The 24,540-nt window shown below is 66.2% G+C and carries 26 protein-coding genes; 17 read left to right on the forward strand and 9 right to left on the reverse strand.

Annotation, left to right across the window (positions count from 1 at the left end; genetic code table 11):
• Positions 1 to 65 precede the first annotated feature (65 nt).
• Positions 66 to 845, reverse strand: coding sequence for a hypothetical protein (locus MJ122_RS09665; RefSeq protein WP_088417533.1), 780 nt, complete (start codon positions 843 to 845; stop codon positions 66 to 68).
• A gap of 48 nt (positions 846 to 893) precedes the next feature.
• Complete coding sequence (locus MJ122_RS09670) at positions 894 to 1,928, reverse strand: alpha/beta fold hydrolase (protein WP_239743976.1); 1,035 nt, start codon at positions 1,926 to 1,928, stop codon at positions 894 to 896.
• A gap of 123 nt (positions 1,929 to 2,051) precedes the next feature.
• Between MJ122_RS09670 and aroC the strand changes: the two genes are divergently transcribed.
• The 6 genes from aroC (at position 2,052) to MJ122_RS09700 (ending at position 6,724) form a co-directional block, all read left to right on the forward strand.
• Entirely contained in the window at positions 2,052 to 3,143 is a 1,092-nt protein-coding gene (gene aroC / locus MJ122_RS09675; protein ID WP_239743978.1) for a chorismate synthase, read from the forward strand.
• Between the two features lie 55 nt (positions 3,144 to 3,198).
• On the forward strand, positions 3,199 to 4,359 hold the full coding sequence (locus MJ122_RS09680; protein WP_239743980.1) for an MFS transporter: 1,161 nt from the start codon (positions 3,199 to 3,201) through the stop codon (positions 4,357 to 4,359).
• Positions 4,343 to 4,969: a methylthioribulose 1-phosphate dehydratase gene (locus MJ122_RS09685; RefSeq protein WP_239743981.1), complete on the forward strand. Its 627-nt coding sequence runs from the start codon at positions 4,343 to 4,345 to the stop codon at positions 4,967 to 4,969. Before MJ122_RS09680 ends, MJ122_RS09685 begins: the two co-directional genes overlap by 17 nt.
• Positions 4,970 to 5,016: 47 nt before the next feature.
• Positions 5,017 to 5,562, forward strand: a complete 546-nt coding sequence (locus tag MJ122_RS09690; protein WP_239743983.1) for an acireductone dioxygenase — start codon at positions 5,017 to 5,019, stop codon at positions 5,560 to 5,562.
• 200 nt (positions 5,563 to 5,762) lie between these two features.
• Complete coding sequence (gene mtnC / locus MJ122_RS09695; protein ID WP_239743985.1) at positions 5,763 to 6,446, forward strand: acireductone synthase; 684 nt, start codon at positions 5,763 to 5,765, stop codon at positions 6,444 to 6,446.
• Between the two features lie 86 nt (positions 6,447 to 6,532).
• Positions 6,533 to 6,724, forward strand: coding sequence for a PLD nuclease N-terminal domain-containing protein (locus tag MJ122_RS09700; RefSeq protein ID WP_088417526.1), 192 nt, complete (start codon positions 6,533 to 6,535; stop codon positions 6,722 to 6,724).
• A 177-nt stretch (positions 6,725 to 6,901) separates the two neighbouring features.
• On the opposite strand, the gene MJ122_RS09705 is transcribed toward MJ122_RS09700, so the two are convergent.
• Complete coding sequence (locus MJ122_RS09705) at positions 6,902 to 7,429, reverse strand: dihydrofolate reductase family protein (RefSeq protein WP_239743987.1); 528 nt, start codon at positions 7,427 to 7,429, stop codon at positions 6,902 to 6,904.
• A 67-nt stretch (positions 7,430 to 7,496) separates the two neighbouring features.
• Between MJ122_RS09705 and MJ122_RS09710 the strand changes: the two genes are divergently transcribed.
• Entirely contained in the window at positions 7,497 to 8,075 is a 579-nt protein-coding gene (locus MJ122_RS09710; protein ID WP_088417524.1) for a helix-turn-helix domain-containing protein, read from the forward strand.
• 24 nt (positions 8,076 to 8,099) lie between these two features.
• The gene (locus MJ122_RS09715) at positions 8,100 to 8,636 is read left to right on the forward strand and encodes a methylated-DNA--[protein]-cysteine S-methyltransferase (protein ID WP_239743989.1); all 537 of its coding nucleotides are present in this window, start codon (positions 8,100 to 8,102) and stop codon (positions 8,634 to 8,636) included.
• Positions 8,637 to 8,645: 9 nt separating this feature from the next.
• Here MJ122_RS09715 and MJ122_RS09720 read toward each other — a convergent pair whose 3' ends face one another.
• Positions 8,646 to 9,122 carry a methylated-DNA--[protein]-cysteine S-methyltransferase gene (locus MJ122_RS09720; protein ID WP_088417522.1) on the reverse strand — a complete coding sequence of 159 codons (477 nt, stop codon included), beginning with the start codon at positions 9,120 to 9,122 and terminating at the stop codon, positions 8,646 to 8,648.
• A 2-nt stretch (positions 9,123 to 9,124) separates the two neighbouring features.
• Complete coding sequence (locus MJ122_RS09725; RefSeq protein WP_088417521.1) at positions 9,125 to 10,036, reverse strand: DNA-3-methyladenine glycosylase; 912 nt, start codon at positions 10,034 to 10,036, stop codon at positions 9,125 to 9,127.
• Between the two features lie 193 nt (positions 10,037 to 10,229).
• Here MJ122_RS09725 and speE point away from each other — a divergent pair, with 193 nt between their 5' ends.
• The 3 genes from speE (at position 10,230) to MJ122_RS09740 (ending at position 14,539) form a co-directional block, all read left to right on the forward strand.
• Positions 10,230 to 11,090: a polyamine aminopropyltransferase gene (gene speE / locus MJ122_RS09730; protein ID WP_239743991.1), complete on the forward strand. Its 861-nt coding sequence runs from the start codon at positions 10,230 to 10,232 to the stop codon at positions 11,088 to 11,090.
• Between the two features lie 319 nt (positions 11,091 to 11,409).
• A complete protein-coding gene (locus tag MJ122_RS09735; RefSeq protein WP_088417519.1) occupies positions 11,410 to 13,485 on the forward strand; it encodes an LTA synthase family protein in 2,076 nt (691 codons plus the stop codon).
• Positions 13,486 to 13,753: 268 nt separating this feature from the next.
• Positions 13,754 to 14,539, forward strand: coding sequence for a sulfite exporter TauE/SafE family protein (locus tag MJ122_RS09740; protein ID WP_088417518.1), 786 nt, complete (start codon positions 13,754 to 13,756; stop codon positions 14,537 to 14,539).
• Between the two features lie 14 nt (positions 14,540 to 14,553).
• On the opposite strand, the gene MJ122_RS09745 is transcribed toward MJ122_RS09740, so the two are convergent.
• On the reverse strand, positions 14,554 to 15,570 hold the full coding sequence (locus tag MJ122_RS09745) for an AraC family transcriptional regulator (RefSeq protein ID WP_088417517.1): 1,017 nt from the start codon (positions 15,568 to 15,570) through the stop codon (positions 14,554 to 14,556).
• 146 nt (positions 15,571 to 15,716) lie between these two features.
• Between MJ122_RS09745 and MJ122_RS09750 the strand changes: the two genes are divergently transcribed.
• From MJ122_RS09750 to MJ122_RS09775, 6 genes are all read left to right on the forward strand, one after another.
• Positions 15,717 to 17,192: an NAD(P)/FAD-dependent oxidoreductase gene (locus MJ122_RS09750; RefSeq protein WP_239743993.1), complete on the forward strand. Its 1,476-nt coding sequence runs from the start codon at positions 15,717 to 15,719 to the stop codon at positions 17,190 to 17,192.
• Positions 17,176 to 18,138 (forward strand): alpha/beta hydrolase, encoded by a 963-nt coding sequence (locus tag MJ122_RS09755; RefSeq protein ID WP_239743994.1) that lies wholly within the window; start codon positions 17,176 to 17,178, stop codon positions 18,136 to 18,138. The genes MJ122_RS09750 and MJ122_RS09755 overlap by 17 nt, the downstream gene beginning before the upstream one ends.
• On the forward strand, positions 18,135 to 18,893 hold the full coding sequence (locus MJ122_RS09760) for an SDR family oxidoreductase (protein WP_239743996.1): 759 nt from the start codon (positions 18,135 to 18,137) through the stop codon (positions 18,891 to 18,893). The genes MJ122_RS09755 and MJ122_RS09760 overlap by 4 nt, the downstream gene beginning before the upstream one ends.
• A gap of 152 nt (positions 18,894 to 19,045) precedes the next feature.
• On the forward strand, positions 19,046 to 19,729 hold the full coding sequence (locus MJ122_RS09765; protein ID WP_239743998.1) for a hypothetical protein: 684 nt from the start codon (positions 19,046 to 19,048) through the stop codon (positions 19,727 to 19,729).
• 280 nt (positions 19,730 to 20,009) lie between these two features.
• Positions 20,010 to 20,348, forward strand: a complete 339-nt coding sequence (locus MJ122_RS09770; RefSeq protein WP_017517276.1) for a ribonuclease E inhibitor RraB — start codon at positions 20,010 to 20,012, stop codon at positions 20,346 to 20,348.
• A gap of 213 nt (positions 20,349 to 20,561) precedes the next feature.
• Entirely contained in the window at positions 20,562 to 21,266 is a 705-nt protein-coding gene (locus tag MJ122_RS09775) for a type 1 glutamine amidotransferase (protein ID WP_239744000.1), read from the forward strand.
• A gap of 135 nt (positions 21,267 to 21,401) precedes the next feature.
• Here MJ122_RS09775 and MJ122_RS09780 read toward each other — a convergent pair whose 3' ends face one another.
• From MJ122_RS09780 to MJ122_RS09790, 3 genes are read right to left on the reverse strand one after another with little or no spacing between them, the layout of a single operon-like run.
• Positions 21,402 to 22,826 (reverse strand): gamma-aminobutyraldehyde dehydrogenase, encoded by a 1,425-nt coding sequence (locus tag MJ122_RS09780; protein ID WP_239744002.1) that lies wholly within the window; start codon positions 22,824 to 22,826, stop codon positions 21,402 to 21,404.
• 24 nt (positions 22,827 to 22,850) lie between these two features.
• The gene (locus MJ122_RS09785; protein WP_088417510.1) at positions 22,851 to 23,672 is read right to left on the reverse strand and encodes an ABC transporter permease; all 822 of its coding nucleotides are present in this window, start codon (positions 23,670 to 23,672) and stop codon (positions 22,851 to 22,853) included.
• Positions 23,662 to 24,513, reverse strand: a complete 852-nt coding sequence (locus MJ122_RS09790; RefSeq protein WP_239744321.1) for an ABC transporter permease — start codon at positions 24,511 to 24,513, stop codon at positions 23,662 to 23,664. The genes MJ122_RS09785 and MJ122_RS09790 overlap by 11 nt, the downstream gene beginning before the upstream one ends.
• Between the last annotated feature and the right edge of the window lie 27 nt (positions 24,514 to 24,540).

The raw sequence follows: 24,540 nt of genomic DNA on the forward strand, positions 1-24,540 counted from the left end.
TGTCCGCGATTGTTCGACGGCCGCTCCGATATCCAGAAACGGCGCAATCGTCTACCCGCCGCGTCTCAGTGCGTGGCGATCCAGATCAGCAGCCCGGCCTGGAACACCGCGAACACCGTCAGGCAGGCGATGGTGAAGCGCAGACTGGTGTCGTCACGGCGGAAGGTTTCGATGCGTTGCTCCAGCCGGCGGATCTCGTTGGACTGGATGGCGAGGTTCTGGTCGGCCTGTTCGAGCATGGCGCCGGCTTCCAGCAGCGGGAGTATCTGCACCTTGTCCTTGTGCCAGTCGTCATACAACTCGCTGACCCGGCCAACGCTGTAGCGCGCCTTCAGCAGCCGCGAATCCTCGTAGATGACGTCGAAGCCCTGGGCGCGCAGGAAGTGGTCGCGGCGCTGCCGGGCCTCTTCGTTGGGCACGTCCTTCATCGCCAGCGCGCCGCCCTCGACGCGGTAGTGCGACCACTTCCTTTTCGCCCACGCCACGCCCTGGGCCAGCAGGAAGCGCCCGAGGCCACGGTTCAGCGGTTCGGTGGCAAAGCCTGAATCGGCGCCAAAGCGCACTTCCTTGTTGCGGTGGTCCGCCCAGACCTCCAGCAGGTTCACTTCCTTGCGCAGCACCTGGCCGGGCACCTGGATGGTCAGGCGCAGCAGGCTCTGCTCGGCGTTGTGGCGTTCCACCCGGCCGAGTTGGACGAAACGCAGTGGCCGGGCACCGGTGGTACGGTCGGTGGGCAATGGCGCCAGGCGCAGCAGGCGATAGTGTTCCGGCGCAAGCTCCGCCCAGGGGTGCGGGCGGGCGGCGGCCTCGTCGGCGGCGACGGCGGTCTGTTCGGCTTCGGTCATGGGGGCTACCTCGGGGCCTGGCGGGCGTGGCCAGGGCTCTCCCGTGGTTTATCGACGCACCGGCGGATTTCTTGAGACGATCGCTCCAGATGACGCAAGCGTGCCACCAGGCAAGGTCTGCACCTGCCGGATGAAAGTCGTGACGTGCTTCACCAGCTCGCGGGCCAGCGGCAGGTTGGGGTTGTTGTAGGAGGCGAGTTGCAGCGGGCCGCTGGTCGGAACGATGCGCAGGATGTGGTTCATTCCCGAGATCAGGTGAAAGTCGCTGTCGGGCTTGGCGCGCTTGAGCGCCTGGGCATCCTCGATGCCGACCTGGATGTCGTTGGTGCCCTGCAGGATCAGGGTGGGCAGCTTGAGCATGGCGAATGCTCGGGCCGGGTCCTGGCGGAACAGCGAGATCAGGTAGGGCTGCACGCTGGGGCGGAACAGCACCTTCAGCGGTTCCGGCACGCGGGGCTGCAACCGCCCCGCCTGCAGTTCGTCGATCAATTGGTCGGCCTGGGCCAGTAGCGGCGGAGGCAGTCGGCCCTGCAACTGTTCGCGCAGCACGACGCCGATGGGGCGGGCGCTGCCGGCGAGGGAAACCAGCGCCTCGGCGTGGGTTTTCGGTGCAGCCAGGCTGGCGATCAGCGCGCCCTCGCTGTGGCCGATGAGAATCTGCCGGCCGAAGCGCGGGTCGTGGGCGAGTTTGTCGCTCCAGGCCACCACGTCGCTGACGTAGGCCTCGACGCTGAGTTCTTCCTCGCGCGGCGCCGCCGGCAGGCTGCGGGCTACACCGCGCTTGTCGTAGCGCACGCTGGCGATGCCGTTCTCCGCCAGCGCCTCGGCCAGCTTGCGCAGATAGGCGTTCTGTCCGCCCTCGGGGTTGTTGCCGTCGCGGTCGGTGGGGCCGGAGCCGGCGATCAGCAGGGCCACGGGCGGCGGGTTCTGTGGCTGGGAAGCCGGGGCCTGCGGCAGCAGCAGGGTGCCGCGCAGAACGCCGTGGCCCGTGTCCAGGTCATAGGGGCGTTGCAGGATGCTGGTGGGCGCGGCCTGGGCAAACCAGGCAACAGAAATAAGGCAGAGCAGGGCGATACGGCGCATCGAGGACTTCGCGATGGGGCTGATGGCGCTTTGATCCTCGCGGGCGGCGAAGGTTCGCAGGGCGGATTGACGCAGGTATACTGCTCGGCCTTTTGCAAACCAAGTCTTTTCGCGGAGCCTCGCATGTCCGGCAACACCTACGGCAAGCTGTTCACCGTCACCACCGCTGGCGAAAGCCACGGCCCGGCGCTGGTCGCCATCGTCGACGGCTGCCCGCCCGGCCTGGAGATTTCCCTGGAAGACCTGCAGCGTGACCTGGATCGCCGCAAGCCCGGCACCAGCCGCCACACCACCCAGCGCCAGGAAGCCGACGAGGTGGAAATCCTCTCCGGTGTGTTCGAGGGCAGGACCACCGGCACTCCGATCGGCCTGCTGATCCGCAACACCGACCAGAAGTCCAAGGACTATTCGGCGATCAAGGACCTGTTCCGCCCGGCCCACGCCGATTACACCTACCACCACAAGTACGGCATCCGCGACTACCGTGGCGGCGGCCGCTCCTCGGCCCGCGAGACCGCCATGCGCGTGGCCGCCGGCGCCATCGCCAAGAAGGTGCTGGCAGGCATGGGCATCACGGTGCGCGGCTACATGAGCCAGCTCGGCCCGATCGAAATTCCCTTCAAGACCTGGGACAGCGTCGAAGACAACGCCTTCTTCAGCCCCGACCCGGACAAGGTGCCGGAGCTGGAGGCCTACATGGACCAGCTGCGCCGTGACCAGGATTCGGTCGGCGCGAAGATCACCGTGGTCGCCGAAGGCGTACCGCCGGGCCTGGGCGAGCCGATCTTCGACCGCCTGGACGCCGAACTGGCCCATGCGCTGATGAGCATCAACGCGGTGAAGGGCGTGGAAATCGGCGCCGGCTTCGCCAGCGTCGCCCAGCGCGGTACCGAGCACCGCGACGAGCTGACCCCGGAAGGCTTCCTGTCGAACAATGCCGGCGGCATCCTCGGCGGCATTTCCTCCGGCCAGCCGATCATCGCCCACCTGGCGCTCAAGCCGACCTCCAGCATCACCACCCCTGGCCGCTCCATCGACGTGAACGGCAACCCGGTGGACGTGATCACCAAGGGCCGCCACGATCCGTGCGTGGGCATCCGCGCGACCCCCATCGCCGAGGCGATGATGGCCATCGTGCTGCTCGACCACCTGCTGCGCCACCGCGCACAGAATGCCGACGTGAGCGTCGGCACGCCGGTCCTCGGCCAGCTCTGACCAACCTGGACCTTCCGCGAGCCAAGCGGTTCGCGGAGGGTTCGGTTCGCCGCCGATGACGCAGGTCCCATACTGGCGGCTGTCCAGTTTCTACTTCTTCTACTTCTGCCTGCTGGGTGGGACGGCGCCGTTCCTCGCGCTGTATTTCCATCACCTGGGTTTCTCCAGCGCGCGGATCGGCGAGCTGGTCGCCATCCCCATGCTGATGCGCTGCGTGGCGCCCAACCTGTGGGGCTGGCTGGGCGACCGCAGCGGCCAGCGGCTGGCCATCGTGCGCTTTGGCGCGGTATGCACGGCGTTGTGCTTCGCCGGCATCTTCCTCGGCCACAGCTACGCCTGGCTGGCGCTGATCATGGCCGGGCACGCGTTCTTCTGGCACGCGGTGCTGCCGCAGTTCGAAGTGATCACGCTCGCGCACCTCAAGGGCCGCACGGAAACCTACAGCCGGGTACGCCTGTGGGGCTCCATCGGCTTTATCTGCACCGTGGTCGGCCTGGGCTGGCTGTTCGAGTTCGCCAGCCTGGACGCTTACCCGCTGGCGCTGCTGGCGATCATGCTCGGTATTGTCGGCGCCAGCTGGTGGGTGCCGAACGCCCAGCCGCCAGCGCGGCAGGACGAGGCCAGCGCCGGAGGCTTTCTCCAGCAACTGGTCAAGCCCGGCGTACTCGCGTTTTACTTCTGCGTGTGCCTGATGCAGTTGTCCCATGGCCCGTACTACACCTTCCTGACCTTGCATCTGGAAGCGCTCGGCTATGCCCGTGGTTTGATCGGCCAGCTCTGGGCGCTGGGCGTGGTAGCCGAGGTGCTGCTGTTCCTGGTCATGCCGCGCCTGCTCAAGCGCTTCACCCTGCGTCAGGTGCTGGCGGCGAGCTTCCTGCTGGCTGCCTTGCGCTGGCTGCTGCTGGGAACGCTGGCCGCGCACCTGCCGGTACTGCTGTTTGCCCAGCTCCTGCACGCTGCTACGTTCGGCAGCTTCCACGCCGCCGCCATCCATTTCGTCCAGCGCAGCTTCCAGGCGCGCCAGCAGGGCCAGGGCCAGGCGCTCTATGCCGCGCTGGCGGGGACCGGCGGTGCGCTGGGTGCGCTTTACTCCGGCTACAGCTGGGGTAGCCTTGGCCCGACCTGGACTTTCGCCATCGCCAGCGTCGCCGCGCTGGCCGCCGCCTTCATCATCTGGACCCGTCTGAACGAGGACCCGCATGAACGACACCCGTGAACAGCTGACCCGGCAGATCATCGACGCCGGCCGCTTCCTCTATGGCCGCGGCTGGTCGCCGGCCACCAGCAGCAACTACTCGGTGCGCCTGGCCGCCGATCGCGCTTTGCTCACCGTTTCGGGCAAGCACAAGGGGCAGCTCGGCGAGGACGATGTGCTGGAAACCGACCTGGCCGGCAACAGCCTGGAGCCGGGCAAGAAGCCCTCGGCGGAAACGCTGTTGCACACCCAGCTTTATGCCTGGCGACCGGAGATCGGCGCGGTGCTGCACACCCATTCGGTCAACGCCACCGTGCTGTCGCGCCTGACCGCCGGCGACCGCCTGGAGCTGGAAGACTACGAACTGCAGAAGGCCTTCAGCGGCGTCACCACCCATGAAGGCCGCGTCACCGTGCCGATCTTCGACAACGACCAGGACATCGCCCGCCTGGCCGCCAAGGTGCAGCCCTGGCTCGATGCGCATCCGGACTGCCCCGGTTACCTGATCCGAGGCCACGGCCTGTACACTTGGGGCCCGCGCATGGCCGATGCCCTGCGCCAGATCGAAGCCTTCGAATTCCTCTTCGAATGCGAACTGAAAGTACTGAGCCTTCGCGGCGGCACGCGCTGAGCGAATCCGGCCCGCTTTTGAGAAAAAAGCCCAGAAGGACAACGACCATGAGCATCCTGACCGTCTACCACGAATCCAATCCCGAGCAGCCACTGAAGCTGCTGACCCACGCCGAGGACATCGCCTCCACCCTCGGCGAGCTGGGCGTGCGCTTCCAGCGCTGGGCGGCCAACGCCCCCATCGTCCCCGGCGCCAGCCAGGAAGAAGTGATCGCCGCCTACCAGCACGAGATTCGCCGTTTGCAGGAAGAGGAGGGCTACGTCACCGTCGATGTGGTCAGCCTCATCGCCGACCATCCGCAAAAGGACGAGCTGCGCGCGAAGTTCCTCGACGAGCACCGCCACGGCGAGGACGAAGTGCGCTTCTTCGTCGCCGGCCGCGGACTGTTCACCCTGCATATCGAGGATCACGTCTACGCCGTGCAGTGCGAGAAGAACGACCTGATCTCGGTGCCCGCCGGCACTCGCCACTGGTTCGACATGGGCGAGCGCCCGCACTTCGTTGCCATCCGCCTGTTCAACAATGCCGAGGGCTGGGTCGCGAAGTTCACCGGCGACGAGATCGCCAAGCGGTTTCCGCTGCTGGAAGACTGAAAACCAAGCGTGACCGTGTTTGCGCTCACCCACGGTCATTACCTGAGTCTCCCTCTCCCTGACCCTCTCCCTGACGGGAGAGGGGACTGGTCGGTGCCGGCTGGCACCCCGGTTTCAGCCGGCATATGCGGCTCTCTTCCTTCAGGGAGAGGCGGGGGAGAGAGGCTCATGCACGAGCCGGTCAGTTCCCTGGAGTCCCCATGCCCATCAAAGCCATCCTCACCGACATCGAAGGCACCACCAGCGCGGTGAGCTTCGTCTTCGACGTGCTCTTCCCCTATGCCGCCGCGCACCTGCCGGACTACGTGCGCGAGCACGCCGCCGAGCCAGCCGTAGCCGAGCAACTGGCTGCCGTGCGCGCCGACAGCGGCGAGGCGAATGCCGACACCGAACGCTGCATCGAGATTCTCCTCGGCTGGATCGCCGAAGACCGCAAGGCGACGCCGCTCAAGGCGCTGCAGGGCATGGTCTGGGAGCAGGGCTACCGCGCCGGCCAGCTCAAGGGCCACGTCTACCCGGACGCCGTCGATGCGCTGCGCCACTGGCACGCCGAGGGTTACCAGCTGTACGTCTATTCCTCGGGCTCGATCCAGGCGCAGAAGCTGATCTTCGGCTGCTCCGAGGCGGGCGACCTGTCGCCGCTGTTCTCCGGTTACTTCGATACCACCAGCGGACCCAAGCGCGAGGCCGGGTCCTACCAGCGTATCGCTGCCACCGTGGGCTTGCCGGGCGAGGAAATCCTCTTCCTTTCCGACGTGGTGCAGGAACTGGACGCCGCGCAGCAGGCCGGCCTGCAAACCATCGGCCTGGCCCGCGAGGGCGGCGTGCTGGAAGGCCATGACACCGTGGCCAGCTTCGCGGTGATCGACCCGGCGCGGGTCTGATTCCGCCGTGAGGGTGTTCGCCTGTGCCGCTGCGGCGCGGGCGGCTATGCTGACCAGGCGAACATTCTCATAGAGGGATCTTTCATATGGGTTCGACCCTGAGTGGCCTGATCAGCCTGATCATCTTTGCCCTGGATATCTGGGCAATCATCAACGTGGTGAAAAGCAACGCCGAGATGTCGATGAAGATCCTCTGGATCCTGGTGATCGTCATCCTGCCGGTGCTGGGGCTGATCATCTGGGCGGTGGCGGGGCCGCGGGGGAATGTGAGGGTCTAGTTGCCGTACCGCTCCCTGCAGGAGCCGGCCCGCCCCGCGATCCGCCGGAAGGGCCGGCGCATACCCTGGCTTCCTTGCTTGGGATGCGCTGCTTCGGCTCGATGTTCCGCGTCTTCCGAAGGGTAGGCGTCCTGTACGAGCGAGCCTGCTCGCGAACCGCGTTGCTCTGGAGCTCCATCAGTCGAACCGATAATGCATCCGCACGCAGCCTGGCTCGATGATCTTGGCCGACAGCAGCGTCGGCGACACCCGCAGGCCGGTGGCGGGGAACAGCGCAAAGCCGCCGCCGATGATCTCCGGCATCACGTAGATCTCCAGCTCATCCAGCGCCCGGCGCTCCAGGAAGGCCATCTGCAACTGGCCGCCGCCGAGCATCCAGACATCGCCGTCCGTCAGCGCACGCAGTTCCGCGACCAGCGCGTCGATATCGCTGCGAATTTCCAGCGGTCCCTTCGGATAGTCGATGGGGCGGGAGGTCACCACCAGTACGCGCTGCTCGCCATAGGGCCAGGGGCTGGGATCGGCGGCCAGGAAGTCGTAGGTCGCACGCCCCATGACAACGGTGCGAATGCGTTGCAGGAACAGGCCGTAGTCGTGTTCGCCCAGCTGCAGTGGGTCATGCTTGAACAGCCAGTCCAGCCGGTGATCCGGGGTGGCGATGAAGCCGTCGAGGCTGGTGGCGATGTAGCCGAGAATCCTGGCCATGCTGAGTCTCCTTGGGTAAGCTTTGCGCCAATATATAAATGAATGTTCATTTATAAAAGAGGAATGCATGGCTCGAACCAAGACGGTGAGTGACGAAGCGCTACTCGACGCCGCCATGGCGCTGATGGTGCGTGAAGGGCCTGATGCGGTGACTTTTGCCGCGGTGGGCCGTGAAGTAGGGCTATCCGCTGCGACGCTGGTGCAGCGCCATGCCACCAAGGCCGAGTTCCTCCGTGCCGTACTGTTGCGCGCCTGGGACCGGCTGGATGAGCAGACCGCGCAGCTCGATGCGAGCGCCGAGCTGAGCCCGGAAGGCGCGGTGCAGATGCTGGTGGCAATGTTCCCGGTGGGCGAGGGAGAGACCGATTACGCGGAGGGCTTGCTGATCCTGCGCGAGGACATGCGCGACCCGCTGCTTCGCGAGCGTGGTGCGCAGTGGGGCGCCGCGCTGGCCGGGGCGTTGGGGCGGCGCTTGAGCGATGATCCGCAGCGTCAGCCGATCCTCGGTCGCCTGATGGCCAGCCAATGGCAGGGCGCGCAGCTGTGGTGGGCCTTCGAGCGTCAGGACGACCCGGCCAGCGCCATTGGTGCCGAGCTGCGGCGCTGGTGCGAAGTCGTGCTGAAGGCGGAAAAGGTTGCGGGATAAGGCGCCGGGATGGAGACTCGCCTGATGCATTACTGCCTGATCGAAACAGACCTCGGCTGGTTCGGGCTCGCCTGGAGCCCGCAGGGAATCACGCGTGCCTATCTGCCGGGCGACCCGGTGCACAGCCTGCGCGAGCGTTTCGACCTGCTCGGCAGCGAAACCGCCCACTGGCCGTCGTTCATCGACGAGGCGCGCCAGCTGATCCTGGGGTATGCGCGGGGAGAGGCGGTGTCCTTCGACAGTCTGCCGCTGGACCTGTCCGCAGTGAGCGATTTCCACCGCCGCGTCTACGACGACATTCTCCAGCTGGGACGCGGCGAAACCACGACCTACGGCGAGATCGCCCGGCGCCTGGGCGATATCGGCTTGTCCCGCGCGGTGGGGCAGGCGATGGGCAGCAATCCGATCCCGCTGATCATTCCCTGCCACCGCGTGCTCGCCAGCGGCGGCAAAACCGGCGGATTCTCCGCACCGGGCGGCAGCACCTCGAAAATGCGCATGCTGGCCCTGGAAGGCTACGAGGACCCCCAGGCCGCGCAGACTGCCTTCGACTTTTTCTAGGGCGAACGGCTATGCCCTTTCCAGCGCACCTTCCAGGCGCAGCAGCAGTTCCTTGCGCGGCAGGCCGCCGGCGTAGCCGGTGAGGCTGCCGTTGCTGCCGATCACCCGGTGGCAAGGGACGATGATGCTGATGGGGTTGGCGCCATTGGCCGCGCCCACCGCGCGGATTGCCGTGGGCCGACCGATGCGGCGCGCCAGTTCGGCATAGACGGTGGTGAAGCCGTAGGGGATATCCAGCAATGCCTGCCAGACCTGGCGCTGGAACTCGGTGCCGCCGGTGTTCAGGCGCACATCGAAGCGCTGGCGCTTGCCGGCGAAGTATTCGTCCAGCTGTCGCGCCACGTCATCCAGCAGCGGGCTGCCCTGTTGCCATTCCGGCTGCGGGTAATGCCGCACTTCCAAATCCATGTAGAGCATTCGCAGGCCGCCTTCGTCGCCGGCCAGCAGCAGACGGCCGGTGGGGCTGTCGTGATAGCGGTAGCGCATGGTCATCCTCCGGTGCGGCCGGCCTGGGAGTAGGCGTGCCACAGATAGACAGCGGCGTAGGCGCGCCAGGGCCGCCAGGCTTCGGCGCGGCGTTGCAGTTCGCGGGCGGTGATGCCGGTGGGGCCCCAGACCGGCGACTTGAGCAGGCCCAGGTCGGCGGCGGGGAAGGCGTCCGGATCACCGAAGGCGCGCAGGGCGACGTATTCCGCGGTCCAGGGGCCGATGCCGGGGAGGGCGCAGAGCCGCTTCACCAGGTCTTCGGCGCCGTCGTCCACGTGCAGTGCCAGTGCACCGCTGGCACAGGCGGCGGAGAAGCGTTGCAGGGTTTCCACGCGCTTGCCGGGCATGCCGATGCCGGCGAGGTCGGCTTCGGCCAGGGCCTCGGGCGTCGGGAACAGGCGGCTTGGCTGGCCTTCGACTTCTGCGCCTCCCGGCAAGGGCTCGCCCAGGCGCTGCACCAACCGCCCGACTATGGTCACCGCGGCTTTCACCGTGACCTGCTGGCCGACGATGGCGCGCACGGCCTGTTCGAACGGGTCGAATGCGGTGGGCAGGCGCAGCCCGGGGGCTTGCAGCAGGAGCGGGCCGAGGACGGCGTCGTTGCTCAGGTGTCGGGCGACATGGGCGGGGTCACTGTCGAGGTCGAACATCTTGCGCACCCGTGCCGTCAGCGCTTCGGCGTGAGTGGCAGGCAGGTGCAGCTGAAGTTCGAGTTCAGCGCAGTCATCCACGGGCTCCACGCTGAACCAGCCGCTATCCGCGCCCAGCCGCAAGCTGCGGGCGTAGCGCCGCGGGGACAGGCATTCGACGCCCGCCAGGCTGCGCAGGGCGAAGTGGTCGTGGAACTGCTGCCAGTCCCAGGGGGCGTGGTAGGGCAGGCGGATGATCCGGGAAGCGGGGGCTGTGCTTTTCATGCAGCGACCTTACCTGTTGCGCGCCGGGCTGTCCTCCCGCGCCTGACTTTCAAACGGGTACGGCCGGCTCCTCAGGTAGAGGACGCCGACGGCAGGGTTCGACCTGTCATCTTCGGGCACGTAGAATGCGCGCCTCTTTCGGGGCGGCCCGGCCGTCCCCTCCTAGTGTCTTGTCCCGACGGGAGCCCATTGCATGCACGATTACCAGGAAACCCTCTACGACGGCTATGGCCAGCGTTTCAGCGTCGACAGGATGCTCCACGAGGTGCGCACCGAGCACCAGCACCTGGTGATCTTCGAGAACGCCCGCATGGGCCGGGTGATGGCGCTGGACGGCGTGATCCAGACCACCGAGGCCGACGAGTTCATCTACCACGAGATGCTCACCCATGTGCCGATCCTCGCCCATGGTGCGGCCAAGCGCGTGCTGATCATCGGTGGCGGCGACGGCGGCATGCTGCGCGAGGTGTCCAAGCACGCCAGCGTCGAGCACATCACCATGGTCGAGATCGACGGCACCGTGGTCGACATGTGCAAGGAGTTCCTGCCCAACCATTCCCAGGGCGCCTTCGACGATGCGCGGCTGAACTTGGTGATCGACGACGGCATGCGCTTCGTCGCCACCACCACGGAGAAGTTCGACGTGATCATCTCCGACTCCACCGACCCGATCGGTCCAGGCGAGGTGCTGTTCTCGGAGAACTTCTACCAGGCCTGCCATCGCTGCCTGAACGAAGGCGGCGTGCTGGTGACCCAGAACGGCACGCCGTTCATGCAGCTGGACACCGTGCGCAACACCGCCGGCCGGATGAACGGCCTGTTCGCCGACTGGCACTTCTACCAGGCGGCCGTGCCGACCTACATCGGCGGCTCGATGACCTTCGCCTGGGGCTCGACCAACCCGGCGCTGCGCAAGGTCGACGCCGCCACCCTGGCCCAACGCTTCGTCGCCAGCGGCATCCAGACCCGCTACTACAACCCGGCCATCCACCAGGGCGCCTTCGCCCTGCCGCAGTATGTGCTGCAGGCCATCGGCAAGCCGGCCAACGACTGATGCAATGCTGCCCGTCGCGCGCTGCGCGTGGCGGGCAGGGGCGCCATGCCCGGTTTCCCGCCTGTCGGGACATTTTCTTCACAGGCCGCCCGGCACTATCCCCGCCCTCAGGCGGTCCCACCTGCGCCGGTTCACGCTTGCATCATTCGGAAACGAATCGCCGGCCAGGCTTAATGCCTGCTTAAGGCGCGCACAATAGAATGCGGCGCCGCTGCTTTTGCGGTGTAATGCCGCAGCCTTTCGCGCTCGCGCGGGCAGACCTTCCGCCCGGCCATGGCGACGCACCTTCGAACCTGAACGTTCACAACGGAACCAAGAAATGGGCCAATCAGAAGTCCTGACCAACCGCCAGACCGGTGCGAGCCTCACGCGGCCCACCGTGTCCAGCCACCTGGCGTTCACCGCGCTCAGCGTCGTTGCGCTGATGGTGATGTTCTCCCTGCTGCGCCTGGCGCTGCTCATCTATAACCGCGAGCTGATCGGCAGCACCCCGGCGTCCACCTTCGTCGAGGCCTTCATCACCGGCATGCGCTTCGATATCCGCATGGTGGTCTACCTCATCGCCCCGCTGGTGTTCGCCATGGCCAGCGCTCGCGCCATGAGCTGGCGCTGGCTGTGGAAAGCCTGGCTGACCATCACCGCCAGCCTCACGCTGTTCCTCGGCGTGCTGGAGATGGACTTCTATCGTGAGTTCCACCAGCGCCTGAACAGCCTGGTATTCCAGTACATGTCCGAAGACCCGAAGACGGTCATGAGCATGATCTGGTACGGCTACCCGGTCGTCCGTTATCTGCTGGCCTGGGCCGTCGCCACCTGGCTGCTGTACCTGGTGTTCCGTGGCATCGACCGGGCGACCCGTCCGAGCGCTTCCGGCGCTGCCGTCGCCGCCTGGTACATCCGAGTCGCGGTGATGCTGGTGGTGATCGTGGTCTGCGTGGTCGCCGCCCGTGGCACCCTGCGTCAGGGTCCGCCGCTGCGTTGGGGTGATGCCTTCACCACTGACTCGATGTTCGCCAACCACCTGGGCCTGAACGGCACGATGACGCTGATCAAGGCCGCCGAGGACCGCTTCGGCGAGGACCGCGACAACATCTGGAAGGCGACCCTGCCGGTCGAGCAGGCTCGTGACACCGTCCGCAACATGCTGCTGGTGCCCGACGACAAGTTGGTCGATGCCGACGATGCCGCCATCCGCCGCGATTACACCCCGCCGGCCGACGGCACGCTGCCGATCAAGAACGTCGTGGTGATCCTGATGGAAAGCTTCGCCGGCCACTTCGTCGGTGCGCTGGGCGGCAAGGGCGACATCACGCCGTACTTCGACCAGCTGTCGAAAGAAGGGCTGCTGTTCACCCAGTACTTCTCCAATGGCACCCACACCCACCAGGGCATGTTCGCCACCATGGCGTGCTTCCCCAACCTGCCGGGCTTCGAATACCTGATGCAGACGCCCGAGGGCGGTCACAAGTTCTCCGGTATTCCGCAGTTGCTGTCGGCGCGCCAGTTCGAGGACGTCTACGTCTACAACGGCGATTTTGCCTGGGACAACCAGTCCGGCTTCTTCGCCAACCAGGGCATGACCTCGTTCATCGGCCGTAACGACTTCGTCAACCCGGTGTTCTCCGATCCGACCTGGGGTGTGTCCGACCAGGACATGTTCGCCCGCGGCAACGAGGAACTGGACAAGCTCGAGGCCACCGGCAAGCCGTTCTATGCCTTGCTGCAGACGCTCTCCAACCACGTCCCGTACGCGCTGCCCAAGGACCTGCCGGTGAAGCCGGTGACCGGTTTCGGCAGCCTGGACGAGCACCTGACGGCGATGCGTTATTCCGATTGGGCGCTGGGGCAGTTCTTCGAGAAGGCGAAGAAGTCGCCGTACTACAAGGACACCCTGTTCGTGGTCGTTGGCGACCACGGCTTCGGCGCGCCGGAGCAGCTCACCGAGATGGACCTGTTCCGTTTCAACGTGCCGCTGCTGCTGATCGCTCCGGGCATCCAGGAAAAGTTCGGCGCCACCCGCGATACCGTAGGCACCCAGGTCGACATCGCCCCGACCATCATGGGCCGCCTGGGCGGTGAAACCCGCCACCAGTGCTGGGGCCGCGACCTGCTGAACCTGCCGGCCGGCGACAAGGGCATCGGTGTGATCAAGCCGTCGGGCAGCGAACAGGTGGTGGCGGTGATTTCCGGCAACCGCATCCTGATCAGGCCCAAGGAAGGCGACATCCGCGTTTATGACTACAAACTCGGCAAGGATTTCGGCGTGACCCGCGTGGACAACGCGCCGGACCAGGAAGCCTTGCGCCTGCGCCTGGAGTCCTTCATCCAGACCGCTACCAAGAGCCTGCTGGACAACACCGCTGGGGTGGTGGACGGCAAGCCTGACGTGAAGTGATCGAGCGGTAAGTGAAAAGGGGCCTTCGGGCCCCTTTTTCGTTCCCGCAGCGGAGCTCCCTGCAAGGGGCGAGTCATGCCCGTGATCATGCGCACCGCGAGCTGCGACAAGGCCCGTGCCAGACCCCTCGGACGAGAAATAAGCCACCAAACTAACGGTAAAAAGCAGTTATAAAGTAAGACCACATCGATCTAATGGATTATAAGAAAAGCCGTTATCCTGCCGCCCACACCACGAGGTGATCAGTTTCGCCAGTCAGGACGCGTAGATGGATGTTGGCAATATCGGTTTCGTAATCGCGGGTCTTGTCGTTGGCTTTATCGTGGGAATGACCGGTGTCGGCGGCGGTTCGCTGATGACGCCGATTCTCCTCTGGTTCGGTATCAACCCCGCCGCCGCGGTAGGCACCGACCTGCTCTATGCCGCCATCACCAAGTCCGGCGGCGTCCTGGTTCACCGCAAGAACGACAACATCGACTGGCGCATCACCGGCTGGCTGGCCCTGGGCAGCGTCCCGGCGGCGGCGCTGACGCTGCTGTTCCTGCACAGCCTGCACACCGATACCACAGCCACGAACGCCGTGATCAAGAACGCCCTGGGCGTCGTGCTGCTGCTCACCGCGTTGGCCGTGCTGTTCAAAGGGCAGGTGCTGGCGTTCGCCCAGCGCCATGCCGGCGACAGCTTCCATTTCAGCGGCTCGAAGCTGAACAGCCTCACGGTGATCACCGGCGCCATCCTCGGTGCGATGGTCGCGCTGACCTCCATCGGCGCCGGCGCACTGGGTACCGTGGCGCTGTTCATTCTCTATCCCTTCCTCGCCACTCGCCGTCTGGTGGGCACCGAGATCGCCCACGCCGTGCCGCTCACCCTGGTTGCCGGCCTAGGCCACGCCAGCATGGGCAACATGGACTGGGGCCTGCTTGGCTACCTGTTGATCGGCTCGCTGCCGGGCATCTACGTCGGCAGCCATCTGGCCGGACGCATTCCGGATGGCATCCTGCGACCATGCCTGGCCGTGATGCTGGCGATGATCGGCTACAAGCTGGTCTTCTAAGCGCCCGGTAACGTTCAGCTGCGGCGGAAACGCCCCGGTGTCACGCCTTTCCAACGGCGGAAGGCGTGAATGAAGTTCGACACCTCGCCATAGCCGAGCCGCTCGGCGATCTCCTCCAGGCGAATCGCCCCGGTGGCCAGCAACTCCTCGGCCAGTGCCTGGCGCACCTCGTCCAGCAGGGCGCGATAGCTGCTGCCTTCGGTTTCCAGCCGGCGGCGCAGCGTGCGCGACGTCATGTGCAGTTCATCCGCCAGTTGTTCCATGTCCGGCAGCCGCCCCGGCGTGCCCAGCAGGCGATCGCGGATCTGCCCGGACAGCCCGGTACGCACCCGGCGCCGGGCGAGCAGGGCGCGGCACTGCTCCTCGCAGCGGCGCGCCACCTCGGGGTTGGCGCCGGGCAGCGGCATTTCGAGGATGCGGCTGTCGAAGACGATGCGGTTCTCCGCCTGGGCAAACAGCGGCATCACGCCCAGTTCATCGACGTACGGCTGCACGTCGGCCGGCGCCTCGCGGCGGAACAGCGCCTGGCGGATCGGCGGAGGCTGGTTGGTCAGGTCGCGCTGGATGCGCAGCACGCCGCCGCCGTCTCGGTCGATGAGGAAGTCGCGCAGGTCTTCCGGCACGGCCGCATCGTCCAGTACCAGATGCGCCTCGCCGTCTTGTTCCTCCAGCGTCATGCGGTGGAAGGCGTATGTCAGGTCGAGGTAGCGCAGGCCCAGATGCGCCGCGCTGAGGAAGGTCGAGCTGCTGAGCAGGGCGAAGCCCCAGATGCCATAGGTGTTGAGGTGATAGCGCAGGCCGGCCTTGAGGCCGATACCAGGGCGCTGGCCGATCTGCCGGTTGATGTTGCGCAGCAGCTCCAGCTCCTGGGTGGCTTCCACTTCGGCGCCGGGGTCGGCGAGCACGCCGATGTCCAGGCCCGTGCCGTCCAGGCACTGTTCCAGGGTCATGCCGTGGTCGAGGCCGAACTGGGTCATGAGCTGCACGCTGATGGCACTGCGCCTGGGCGACCAGGATGGGGGGGCTGGCATCGGGGCCTCGGCTTTCAAATGATCGAAAATCAGGGGTGACCGAAAGTCACAATTTTATGTCCGACTATGCCATAACCCGCGGCGGGAAGTCGCACTAGGATGGTGTCATCCGCCGCTGTGCGGACTTCGAAACCGGGAGCACAACAATGACAACATCATCCCGTCGATCGGCCGCCCCGCGCGTGCTGATCATCGGTGCCGGCTTCGCCGGCCTGGGCCTGGCGATCCGCCTGCAGCAAGCGGGCATCCAGGACTTCCTGATCCTCGAAAAGGCCGCCGACGTCGGTGGTTGCTGGCGCGAGAACGTCTATCCGGGCGCCGCCTGCGACGTGCCTTCGCACCTGTATTCCTTTTCCTTCGAACCCAAGGCCGACTGGTCGCGCAAGTTCGCGCCCCAGGCGGAAATCCTCGACTACGCCCGGCACTGCGCGGACAAGTACCGCCTGCGCGAGCGCATCCGCTTCAACTGCGAAGTGAGCGAGGCGAGCTTTGACGAAGGCGCCGGCGAATGGCGGGTGACCTGCGCCGACGGCGAGGAGCTGCGCGCCCAGTCGCTGGTCTGCGCCCTTGGCCAGCTGAGCCGCCCGCTGATCCCGAAGCTGCCGGGTATCGAGCGCTTCCAGGGCAAGGCCTTTCACTCCGCACAGTGGGACCACGGCACGCCGCTGGAGGGCAAGCGCGTCGCGGTGGTCGGCACCGGCGCCAGTGCCATCCAGTTCGTCCCGCAGATCGCCCCGAAGGTGGCTGAACTGCTGCTGTTCCAGCGCAGCGCGGCCTACGTGATTCCCAAGCCGGACCGTCCCTATGCCGACTGGGAGCGCCGCATCAAATCACGGCTGCCCTGGCTGCAGCGCCTGGACCGCGGCCTGAAGTACATCCAGCACGAGGCCCGCGCGCTGGCCTTCACGGTGTTCCCGCCGCTGATGAAGATCATGCGGATCAGCTTCCATCTGCATATGCGCAAGAGCATCCGTGATCCGCAACTGCGCGCGCGGCTGGAGCCCGACTACCCCATGGGCTGCAAGCGCATCCTGATCAGCAACGACTACTACCCGGCGCTGGCGCGCAGCAACGTGAAGCTGGTGGACACCGGCATCCGCGAGGTCACCGAGGACGCCATCGTCACCCGCGACGGCGAGCGACATCCGGTGGATACGATCATCTACGGTACCGGTTTCGCCGCCACCGAGTTCCTCGCACCGATGCGCATCACTGGCCTCGGCGGGCGCGAGCTGAACCAGGCCTGGAGCGACGGCGCCGAAGCCTACAAGGGCATCAGCGTCAGCGGTTTCCCCAACTTCTTCATCCTCTACGGGCCCAACACCAACCTGGGGCACAACTCCATCATCTACATGCTGGAGAGCCAGTTCCCCTACGTGCTCGGTTGCCTGCAGCGGATCCAGCGCGAGGGCCTGAAGTACCTGGACCTCAAGCCACAGGCGCAGCAGGGCTTCAACCGCCAGTTGCAGCACGACCTGCAGCACACCATCTGGGAGCGCGGTTGCAGCAGCTGGTACAAGACCGAAAGTGGCCGCAATACCGTGAACTGGCCGGGCTTCACCTTCCGCTACCGCCAACAGACCCGTCAGCCGGAGTTCGCCGACTATGACTGCATCCGTTGAACCGCACCTGCCGCTGTCGATCCGCCAGAAGCTGCTGACTGCCACTTTGCGCGGCGCGCTGAACCTGCTGTTCCGCGGGCTGATGGGGCCGCAATTGCCGGTGAAGGCGCAGCGCGCGCTGCTGCGCGGTCTGACGGCCGCCACGCTGACGCCGCGTGGCGTGCACCGGGAGCAGACGACGCTGGGCGGTGTGCCGGCGGAAGTCTGGCGACCACGAGGCGGGAGCGAGGGCCGGGTGATGCTTTACCTGCACGGCGGCGCCTATCTGATCGGCTCGCCGGCCACGCACCGGGCCATCACCGCCAACCTGGCGCGGCTTTGCAAGGCGGAGGTCTGGGTGATCGACTATCGCCTGGCGCCCGAACATCGCTTCCCCGCGCAGCGTGAAGACGCCGTGGCGGCCTACCGCGCGCTGCTGGACAAGGGCATTCCCGCGTCGGCCATCGCGGTGGCCGGGGATTCCGCCGGCGGCCACCTGACCCTGCAGTTGGCGCTGGAAGCCAAGGCGCAGGGCCTGCCGATGCCGGGGGCACTGGTGACCTTCTCGCCGGTGACCGACCTCTCCAACGGGCATCTGCATGCGCCGGCGGCGGGCGACCCGCTGATCACCCGCGCCTGGATGGACAGCGCCATGGCGATGTTCTGCCCGACGGGCGTGCCCCGTGCAGACGCGCAATTGTCGCCGCTGCACGCCGATCTCAACGGCCTGCCGCCGCTGCTGATCCAGGTCGGCGAAGACGAGGTGCTGCGCAATGACAGCCTGCGTTTCGCCGACGCCGCGCGGCGCTACGGCAACACGGTGCAACTGCAGCGCTTCCCCGGATGCTGGCACGTGTTCCAGGCTTATGCCGGCCTGCTGGACGTGGCAGATCGCGCGCTACAGGACGTTGCCGTCTTCCTCGCCCACCATCTCCAACCCGCCTCCATGCAGGGAGTGCAGCGATGAACACCCTTCTGATCAGCGGGGCGGCCTCGGGCATCGGTGCCGCCACCGCGAAGCTGTTCCACCAGCGCGGCTGGCGCGTCGGCCTGCTCGACCTCAATCCCGAGCCGCTGGCAGCCCTGGCTGCCGAGCTGGGTGGCGCCTGGCAACGGGCGCTGGACGTTACCGACGCCGAGGCGGTAACGGCGGCAGTGCGCGAGTTCGCCGAAGCCAACGGCGGGCATCTGCGCCTGTTGTTCAACTGCGCCGGCATCCTGCGCTTCGGCCGCTTCGAGGACATCAGCCTCGCCGAGCACAACCGCATCATCGCGATCAACGTGCAGGGCGTACTCAATTGCTGCTACGCCGCGCTGCCTTACCTCAAGCGCACGCCGGGCGCGCAGGTGCTGAACATGGGTTCGGCTTCCGGGCTCTATGGCGTGCCGCAGATGGCCAGCTACTCGGCGTCGAAGTTCGCCGTGCGCGGGCTGACCGAGGCTCTGGAGCTCGAGTGGCGCGAGCTGGGCATCCGCGTCGCCGACCTGATGCCGCCCTTCGTGCGCACGCCGATGGTCGCCAGCCAGACCTTCGAGCCGCCGGTGCTGCGCCGCCTGGGCGTCACCCTGGTCGCCGAGGACATCGCCCTGGCCGCGTGGCGGCAGGCCCGTAGCGGCGCTGTCCACCGGCCCATCGGCGCGATGTTCCGCGCGATGTACTGGTCCGGCCAGTTGTCGCCACCGGCCATCAATCGCTGGGTGATGGCCTGGCTCAGCCGTTGAGTGCAGCGCGCAGGCGTTCACGCTTCGCTTTGCCCAATTGCCGCAGAGTGTCAGCCGTCAGCGCGGACGACCAGCGCTCCCTTTAGACTGCGTGCTGAAATCGCCCTGGCCGGCTGGCGCCAGGGCGGCAACGCATCGAGGGAGCCTGATTCGTGGAGCAGTTGCGTCTTTCCTGGAAAGCCGCCTGGAGCAAGGCCTGGAACGATCTCACCGACCCGTTCGACCGGCTCAGCGAGGTCGCCTTCGGCGTGATCATGGCGTTGACCATCATCTCGGTCATTCCAACCGCTGCGGACGGTGCGGGCCGGCAGCAGTTGGTGCTGGCAGCGCTGGGTTGCAACCTGGCCTGGGGCATAGTCGATGCCCTGATGACCCTGGTCGGCATGCGCGTGGACCGCGAGCACCGACATGCCGGCCTGCGCGCCCTGCGCGATGTCGAGGACGAGAAGAGTTTTCGCGAGGGGCTGCGGGACTTCCTGCCCGACCTGATGGTCGATCACCTGCAGGCCAAGGATGTCCAGCGCCTGCGCAGCAACTTCCTGAAATCATTGCTCGGCACCGGAGAGACGCCGAGGCTGGGCCGCGAATACTGGCTCGCCTGGCTGATCCTGGCGGCGCATACCTTCGTCGCGACCTTGCCGATCATCCTGCCGCTGCTCCTCGTCCCTGACGATCTGCTGGCGTTGCGCCTGGCACAAGCCACGGGCCTGCTGTTGATGTTCGGCCTGGGATGGCTGCTGGCGCGCTGGGCGGGCGGCAGGCCCTGGCAGGGCGCGCTGGGGTTTACCGCCCTGGGCGTGACGATGACGGGCATTTGTCTGGCATTGGGCGGCTAGCGCCGAGGGCGCGGGCCGTCCGGCTGCCGCCTGTCGCCGCCGGACGGACCTGGGCGTCAAACAAGCGGCAGGGCACGCCCGCAGACGCTACTCTGAGAACTGTGGTCAGGAAATTCCGTTGCGCTGCTCGGCGCGTTCGGCGGAGTTGGCCACCATTTCGGGGGACGTTACGTGATTTGACGTTTCCTGGCGGCACACTGAAGTGCCCGGAACGCGCCCGCCCAGGGCGTGTTCGTTGGCGGGGAATACACTCTGAACGTCTCGAAAGGAGGTGCGTACCATGGAAAAGCCCCTCTCGGAGGATATCAGCGTCAACGTGTTGCGCCGGATGAAGGAAGGTGGCTTCGATTTCGCTCGCATTCATCCCATCGATTTTTTCGCCATCTTTTCCGATGAACAGAACGCCCGCCAAGCTGCCCGGCAGTTTCGCGGAGAGTCGCTGAGAACCCAGGTCGAGGCACGCGATGACGGCGGCTGGAACCTGCAGATCAGCAAGGTGATGTTCGCCACCCATGCCGCCATCGGCGATTTCGAACACGACCTTGAGGAAGTCGTGGTGCCACTGGGCGGTACGCTCGATGGATGGGGTGTGACCCAGGAGGTCACCTCCCTGCGTTGAGCGCAACACATCGTTGAGCCGTCTGCCGACGGTCGATCTTCTACCCGCGTCTTCTCAATCGCGAAAAAGGAAAATGCGCGCCGTCGCCAGTGACGGCGCGCCTTTCTTCGCCTGGCAAAGGGTTCAGCGCTGCAACCGTGCAAGCACGAGCTTGCGGACACGCCAGGTTCCCCCTGGGTCACCGATGCGGCAGACTGCCGCGCGGAGGTGACCATGACCGATATCCTGATCCTGACCCACGTCGATTTCTGCCCGCCCGGCCACCTGGGCGCGCTGCTCGACCGTCTGCAATTGCCGTTCGACGTACGCCGCGTCGATTTGGGCGAGCTGGAAGACTACGACCTGGAGCGGCCGAAAGCCGTCGCCATCATGGGCGGGCCCATGAGCGTGAATGATGACCTGCCATGGCTGCGTGATGAGATCGCCGCGATCCGCCGCTTCATCGAGCGCGACGTGCCGATGATCGGCCACTGCCTGGGGGGTCAGTTGCTGGCCAAGGCGCTGGGTGCCGATATCCACCGCCTGCCCTACACCGAGCTGGGCTGGCAGCCGATGCGCCGGGCGGAAGGGCAGAGTCCGTGGCTGGCGCACCTGCCCGACGAGTTCCCGATCTACCAGTGGCACGGCGATACCTTCGATATTCCCGAAGGCGCCACCCGCCTGCTGTCCAGCCCCTGGTGCGAGAACCAGGCGTTCAGTTTTGGCGAGCGCATCCTTGGCCTGCAGGGGCATCCGGAAATGACCGAAGAACTGGTCAGCGGCTGGGTCAATGGCTTCCCGGAATACCTCGATCCGAGCCAGCCGAGTCAGGAAAGTGCTGACGTGATGCTGGCCGACCTGCCGCAGCGGGTGGCGGCCATGAACCGTGTGGCGGAAGGGTTCTACCATCACTGGCTGAAGCTGGCCGGGTTAGTCTGATTGGCACCCCGCCAGCGGTGCAGGGTGCGCCTTGTAGGATGGCGTGGAGCGTAGCGATACCCATCATTGCTGCGAGCCCATCAGCCTGGGTATCGCTGCGCTCCTCCCATCCTACGGTTCATATGTTCAGCCGGTTCAGTGCTTGAACATGATGTGCCGCGCTACGGTGTAGTCCTCCAGGCCGTACATCGACAGGTCCTTGCCGTAGCCGGACTGCTTGAAGCCGCCATGGGGCATCTCGCTGCAAAGCATGAAGTGGGTGTTTACCCAGGTGCAGCCGTATTGCAGGCGCGCCGCCACCCGTGAGGCGCGGCCGACATCCCGGGTCCACACCGACGAGGCAAGGCCGTAGTCGGAGTCGTTGGCCCAGCGCACCGCCTCGTCGGCATCGCTGAATGGCGTCACCGACACCACCGGGCCGAACACTTCGCGGCGGACGATCTCGTCATCCTGCTGGGCGTTGGCCACCACGGTGGGTTCGTAGAAGAAGCCGTTGCCGCTGACCACCTTGCCGCCGGTAGCGATCTGAATATGCGGGCTGGCCTTGGCGCGCTCGACGAATCCGGACACGCGGTCGCGCTGGGCGGCGGTGATCAGCGGGCCGAGTTCGGTGTCGGGGGCGTTCTGCAAACCCGTCTTGAGGCTCGAAACCGCGCTGGCGAGGTCGGCGACGAAGTTGTCGTAGATTTTCTTGCCGGCATAGATGCGACAGGCCGCGGTGCAGTCCTGCCCGGCGTTGTAGAAACCGAAGGTACGGATGCCGGCGATCACGTCTTCGAGGTCGGCGTCGTCGAAGACGATCACCGGGGCCTTGCCGCCCAATTCCATATGCAGGCGTTTCACGCTTTCGGCGGCGCTCTTGATGATGGCCTTGCCGGTGCCTACGGAGCCGGTCAGCGAGACCATGCGCACCCGATCGTGGCTCACCAGCGGCGCGCCTACGCTCGGGCCGCGGCCGCACACCAGGTTGACCACGCCGGCGGGGAACAGCTCGGCAATGAATTCGGCCACCCGCAGGGCCGTGAGCGGCGTCTGCTCGGAAGGTTTTAGCACCACGCAGTTCCCGGCGGCCAGAGCGGGGCCGAGTTTCCAGGCGGCCATCATCAGCGGGTAGTTCCACGGCGCTATGGAGGCGACAACGCCCACCGGGTCGCGGCGGATCATCGAGGTGAAGCCGGGCAGGTACTCGCCAGCGGCGGAACCGGGCAGCACACGACAGGCGCCGGCGAAGAAGCGGAACACATCGGCGATGGCCGGGATCTCGTCGTTCAGCGCGGCCGCGTAGGGCTTTCCGCAGTTGTCCGATTCCAGCCGGGCCAACTCCTCGGCGTGCTCCTCGATGCGGTCAGCCAGGCGCAGCAGGAGCAGGGCGCGGTCCTTTGGCGCGGTCTGCGACCAGCCGTCGAAGGCCGCATCGGCGGCGCGCACGGCGCTGTCCACCTGGGCTTCGCTGGCCTCGGCGACCTGGCCGATCACATCGCCCGTGGCGGGGTTGAGGACGTCCAGCTTTGCGCCTTCGCCGGCGACGAACTGGCCGTTGATCAGCAGTTTGGTTTGCATCGCATGTCCTCCCTGTGGATGGGCTTATTTGCCGCTCCCCGCCACATCGCTGGTGCCGCGCGTGAGGTAGTACGCGCCGAGGATCGGCAGCATGGTGGCGAGCATCACCAGCATCGCCACCACATTGGTGACCGGCACGTCGCGCGGGCGGCTCAACTGGTTGAGCAGCCACAGCGGCAGGGTGCGCTCGTGGCCGGCGGTGAAGGTAGTGACGATGATCTCGTCGAACGACAGGGCGAAGGCCAGCATGCCGCCGGCCAGCAGCGCCGTGGCGATGTTCGGCAGGATGATGTAGCGGAAGGTCTGCCAGCCGTCGGCGCCCAGGTCCATGCTCGCCTCGATCAGGCTGAAGGAGGTGCGGCGGAAGCGGGCGATCACGTTGTTGTAGACGATCACCACGCAGAAGGTCGCGTGGCCGATGACGATGGTCAGGAAACCTGGCTCGATCCCCAGCGTCTTGAATGCCGAGAGCAGGGCGATACCGGTGATGATGCCAGGCAGGGCGATGGGCAGGATCAGCATCAGCGAGATGCTTTCCTTGCCGAAGAAGTCGCGGCGGTACAGCGCGCCGGCGGCCAGGGTGCCGAGGACCATGGCGATCAGCGTGGCCACGCAGGCGATCTTCACCGATAGCCAGATGGCGTCGAGCACGTCGCCGCGGGCGAAGGCGATGCTGAACCACTTCAGGGTGAAGCCCTGCAGCGGAAAACTGTAGGCCGACTCCTCGGTATTGAAGGCGTAGAGCAGGATCACCAGGATCGGAAAATGCAGGAACACCAGCCCGCCCCAGGCCGCCAGGCGCAGGAACCAGGAGGGGCGGTCGGTCGAATGGGCGTCAGAGCGCATCGAAGGCCCCCAGCCGCTTGGCGATGGACAGGTAGACGGCGATCAGCACGATGGGTACCAGGGTGAAAGCCGCCGCCAGCGGCATGTTGCCCACGGCGCCCTGCTGCACATAGACCATGGTGCCGATGAACAGCCCGCTGGGGCCCACCAGTTGCGGGATGATGAAGTCGCCGAGGGTCAGGCTGAAAGTGAAGATCGAGCCCGCCACCACGCCCGGGAAGGCCAGCGGCAGGATCACCTGGAAGAAGGTCTGCCGCGGGTGCGCACCCAGGTCAGCCGAGGCCTGCAGCAGTGTCGGCGGCAGGCGCTCCAGGGCGGCCTGGATCGGCAGGATCATGAACGGCAGCCAGACGTAGGTGAACACCCAGAAGCGCCCCAGGTGAGAGGTGGACAGGGTATTGCCGCCGACACCGGGTACCTCCAGCAACAGGCCGAGCGGGCCGAGCAGGTGCAGGTGCTCGATCACCCAGTAAAGGATGCCGCCCTTGGCCAGGATCACCGTCCAGGCATAGGCCTTGACGATGTAGCTGGCCCACATCGGCAGCATCACCGCGATGTAGAAGAAGGCCTTCTCCTTGGGCCCGGCATAGCGCGCCATGTAGTAGGCGATGGGGAAGGCAAGGATGGCGCTGGCCACCGACACGGCAATCGCCATGCTGAAGGTGCGCAGGACGATGTCGTAGTTGGCCGGGTTGAACAGCGCCTGGTAGTTGGCCAGGGTCAGGTCCGGCGTCACCGCCATGGTGAAGTCGTCGAAGGTGTAGAAGCTCTGCCAGAGCAGGGCGAACAGCGAGCCGATGTAGATCACCCCGAACCACAGCAGCGGCGGGATCAGCAGCATCAGCAGGTAGAGCGTGCTGCGCCGGTA

The sequence above is a fragment of the Pseudomonas sp. DP-17 genome (assembly GCF_022380625.1).
GTDB classification, from domain to species: Bacteria; Pseudomonadota; Gammaproteobacteria; order Pseudomonadales; family Pseudomonadaceae; genus Pseudomonas; species Pseudomonas nitroreducens_A.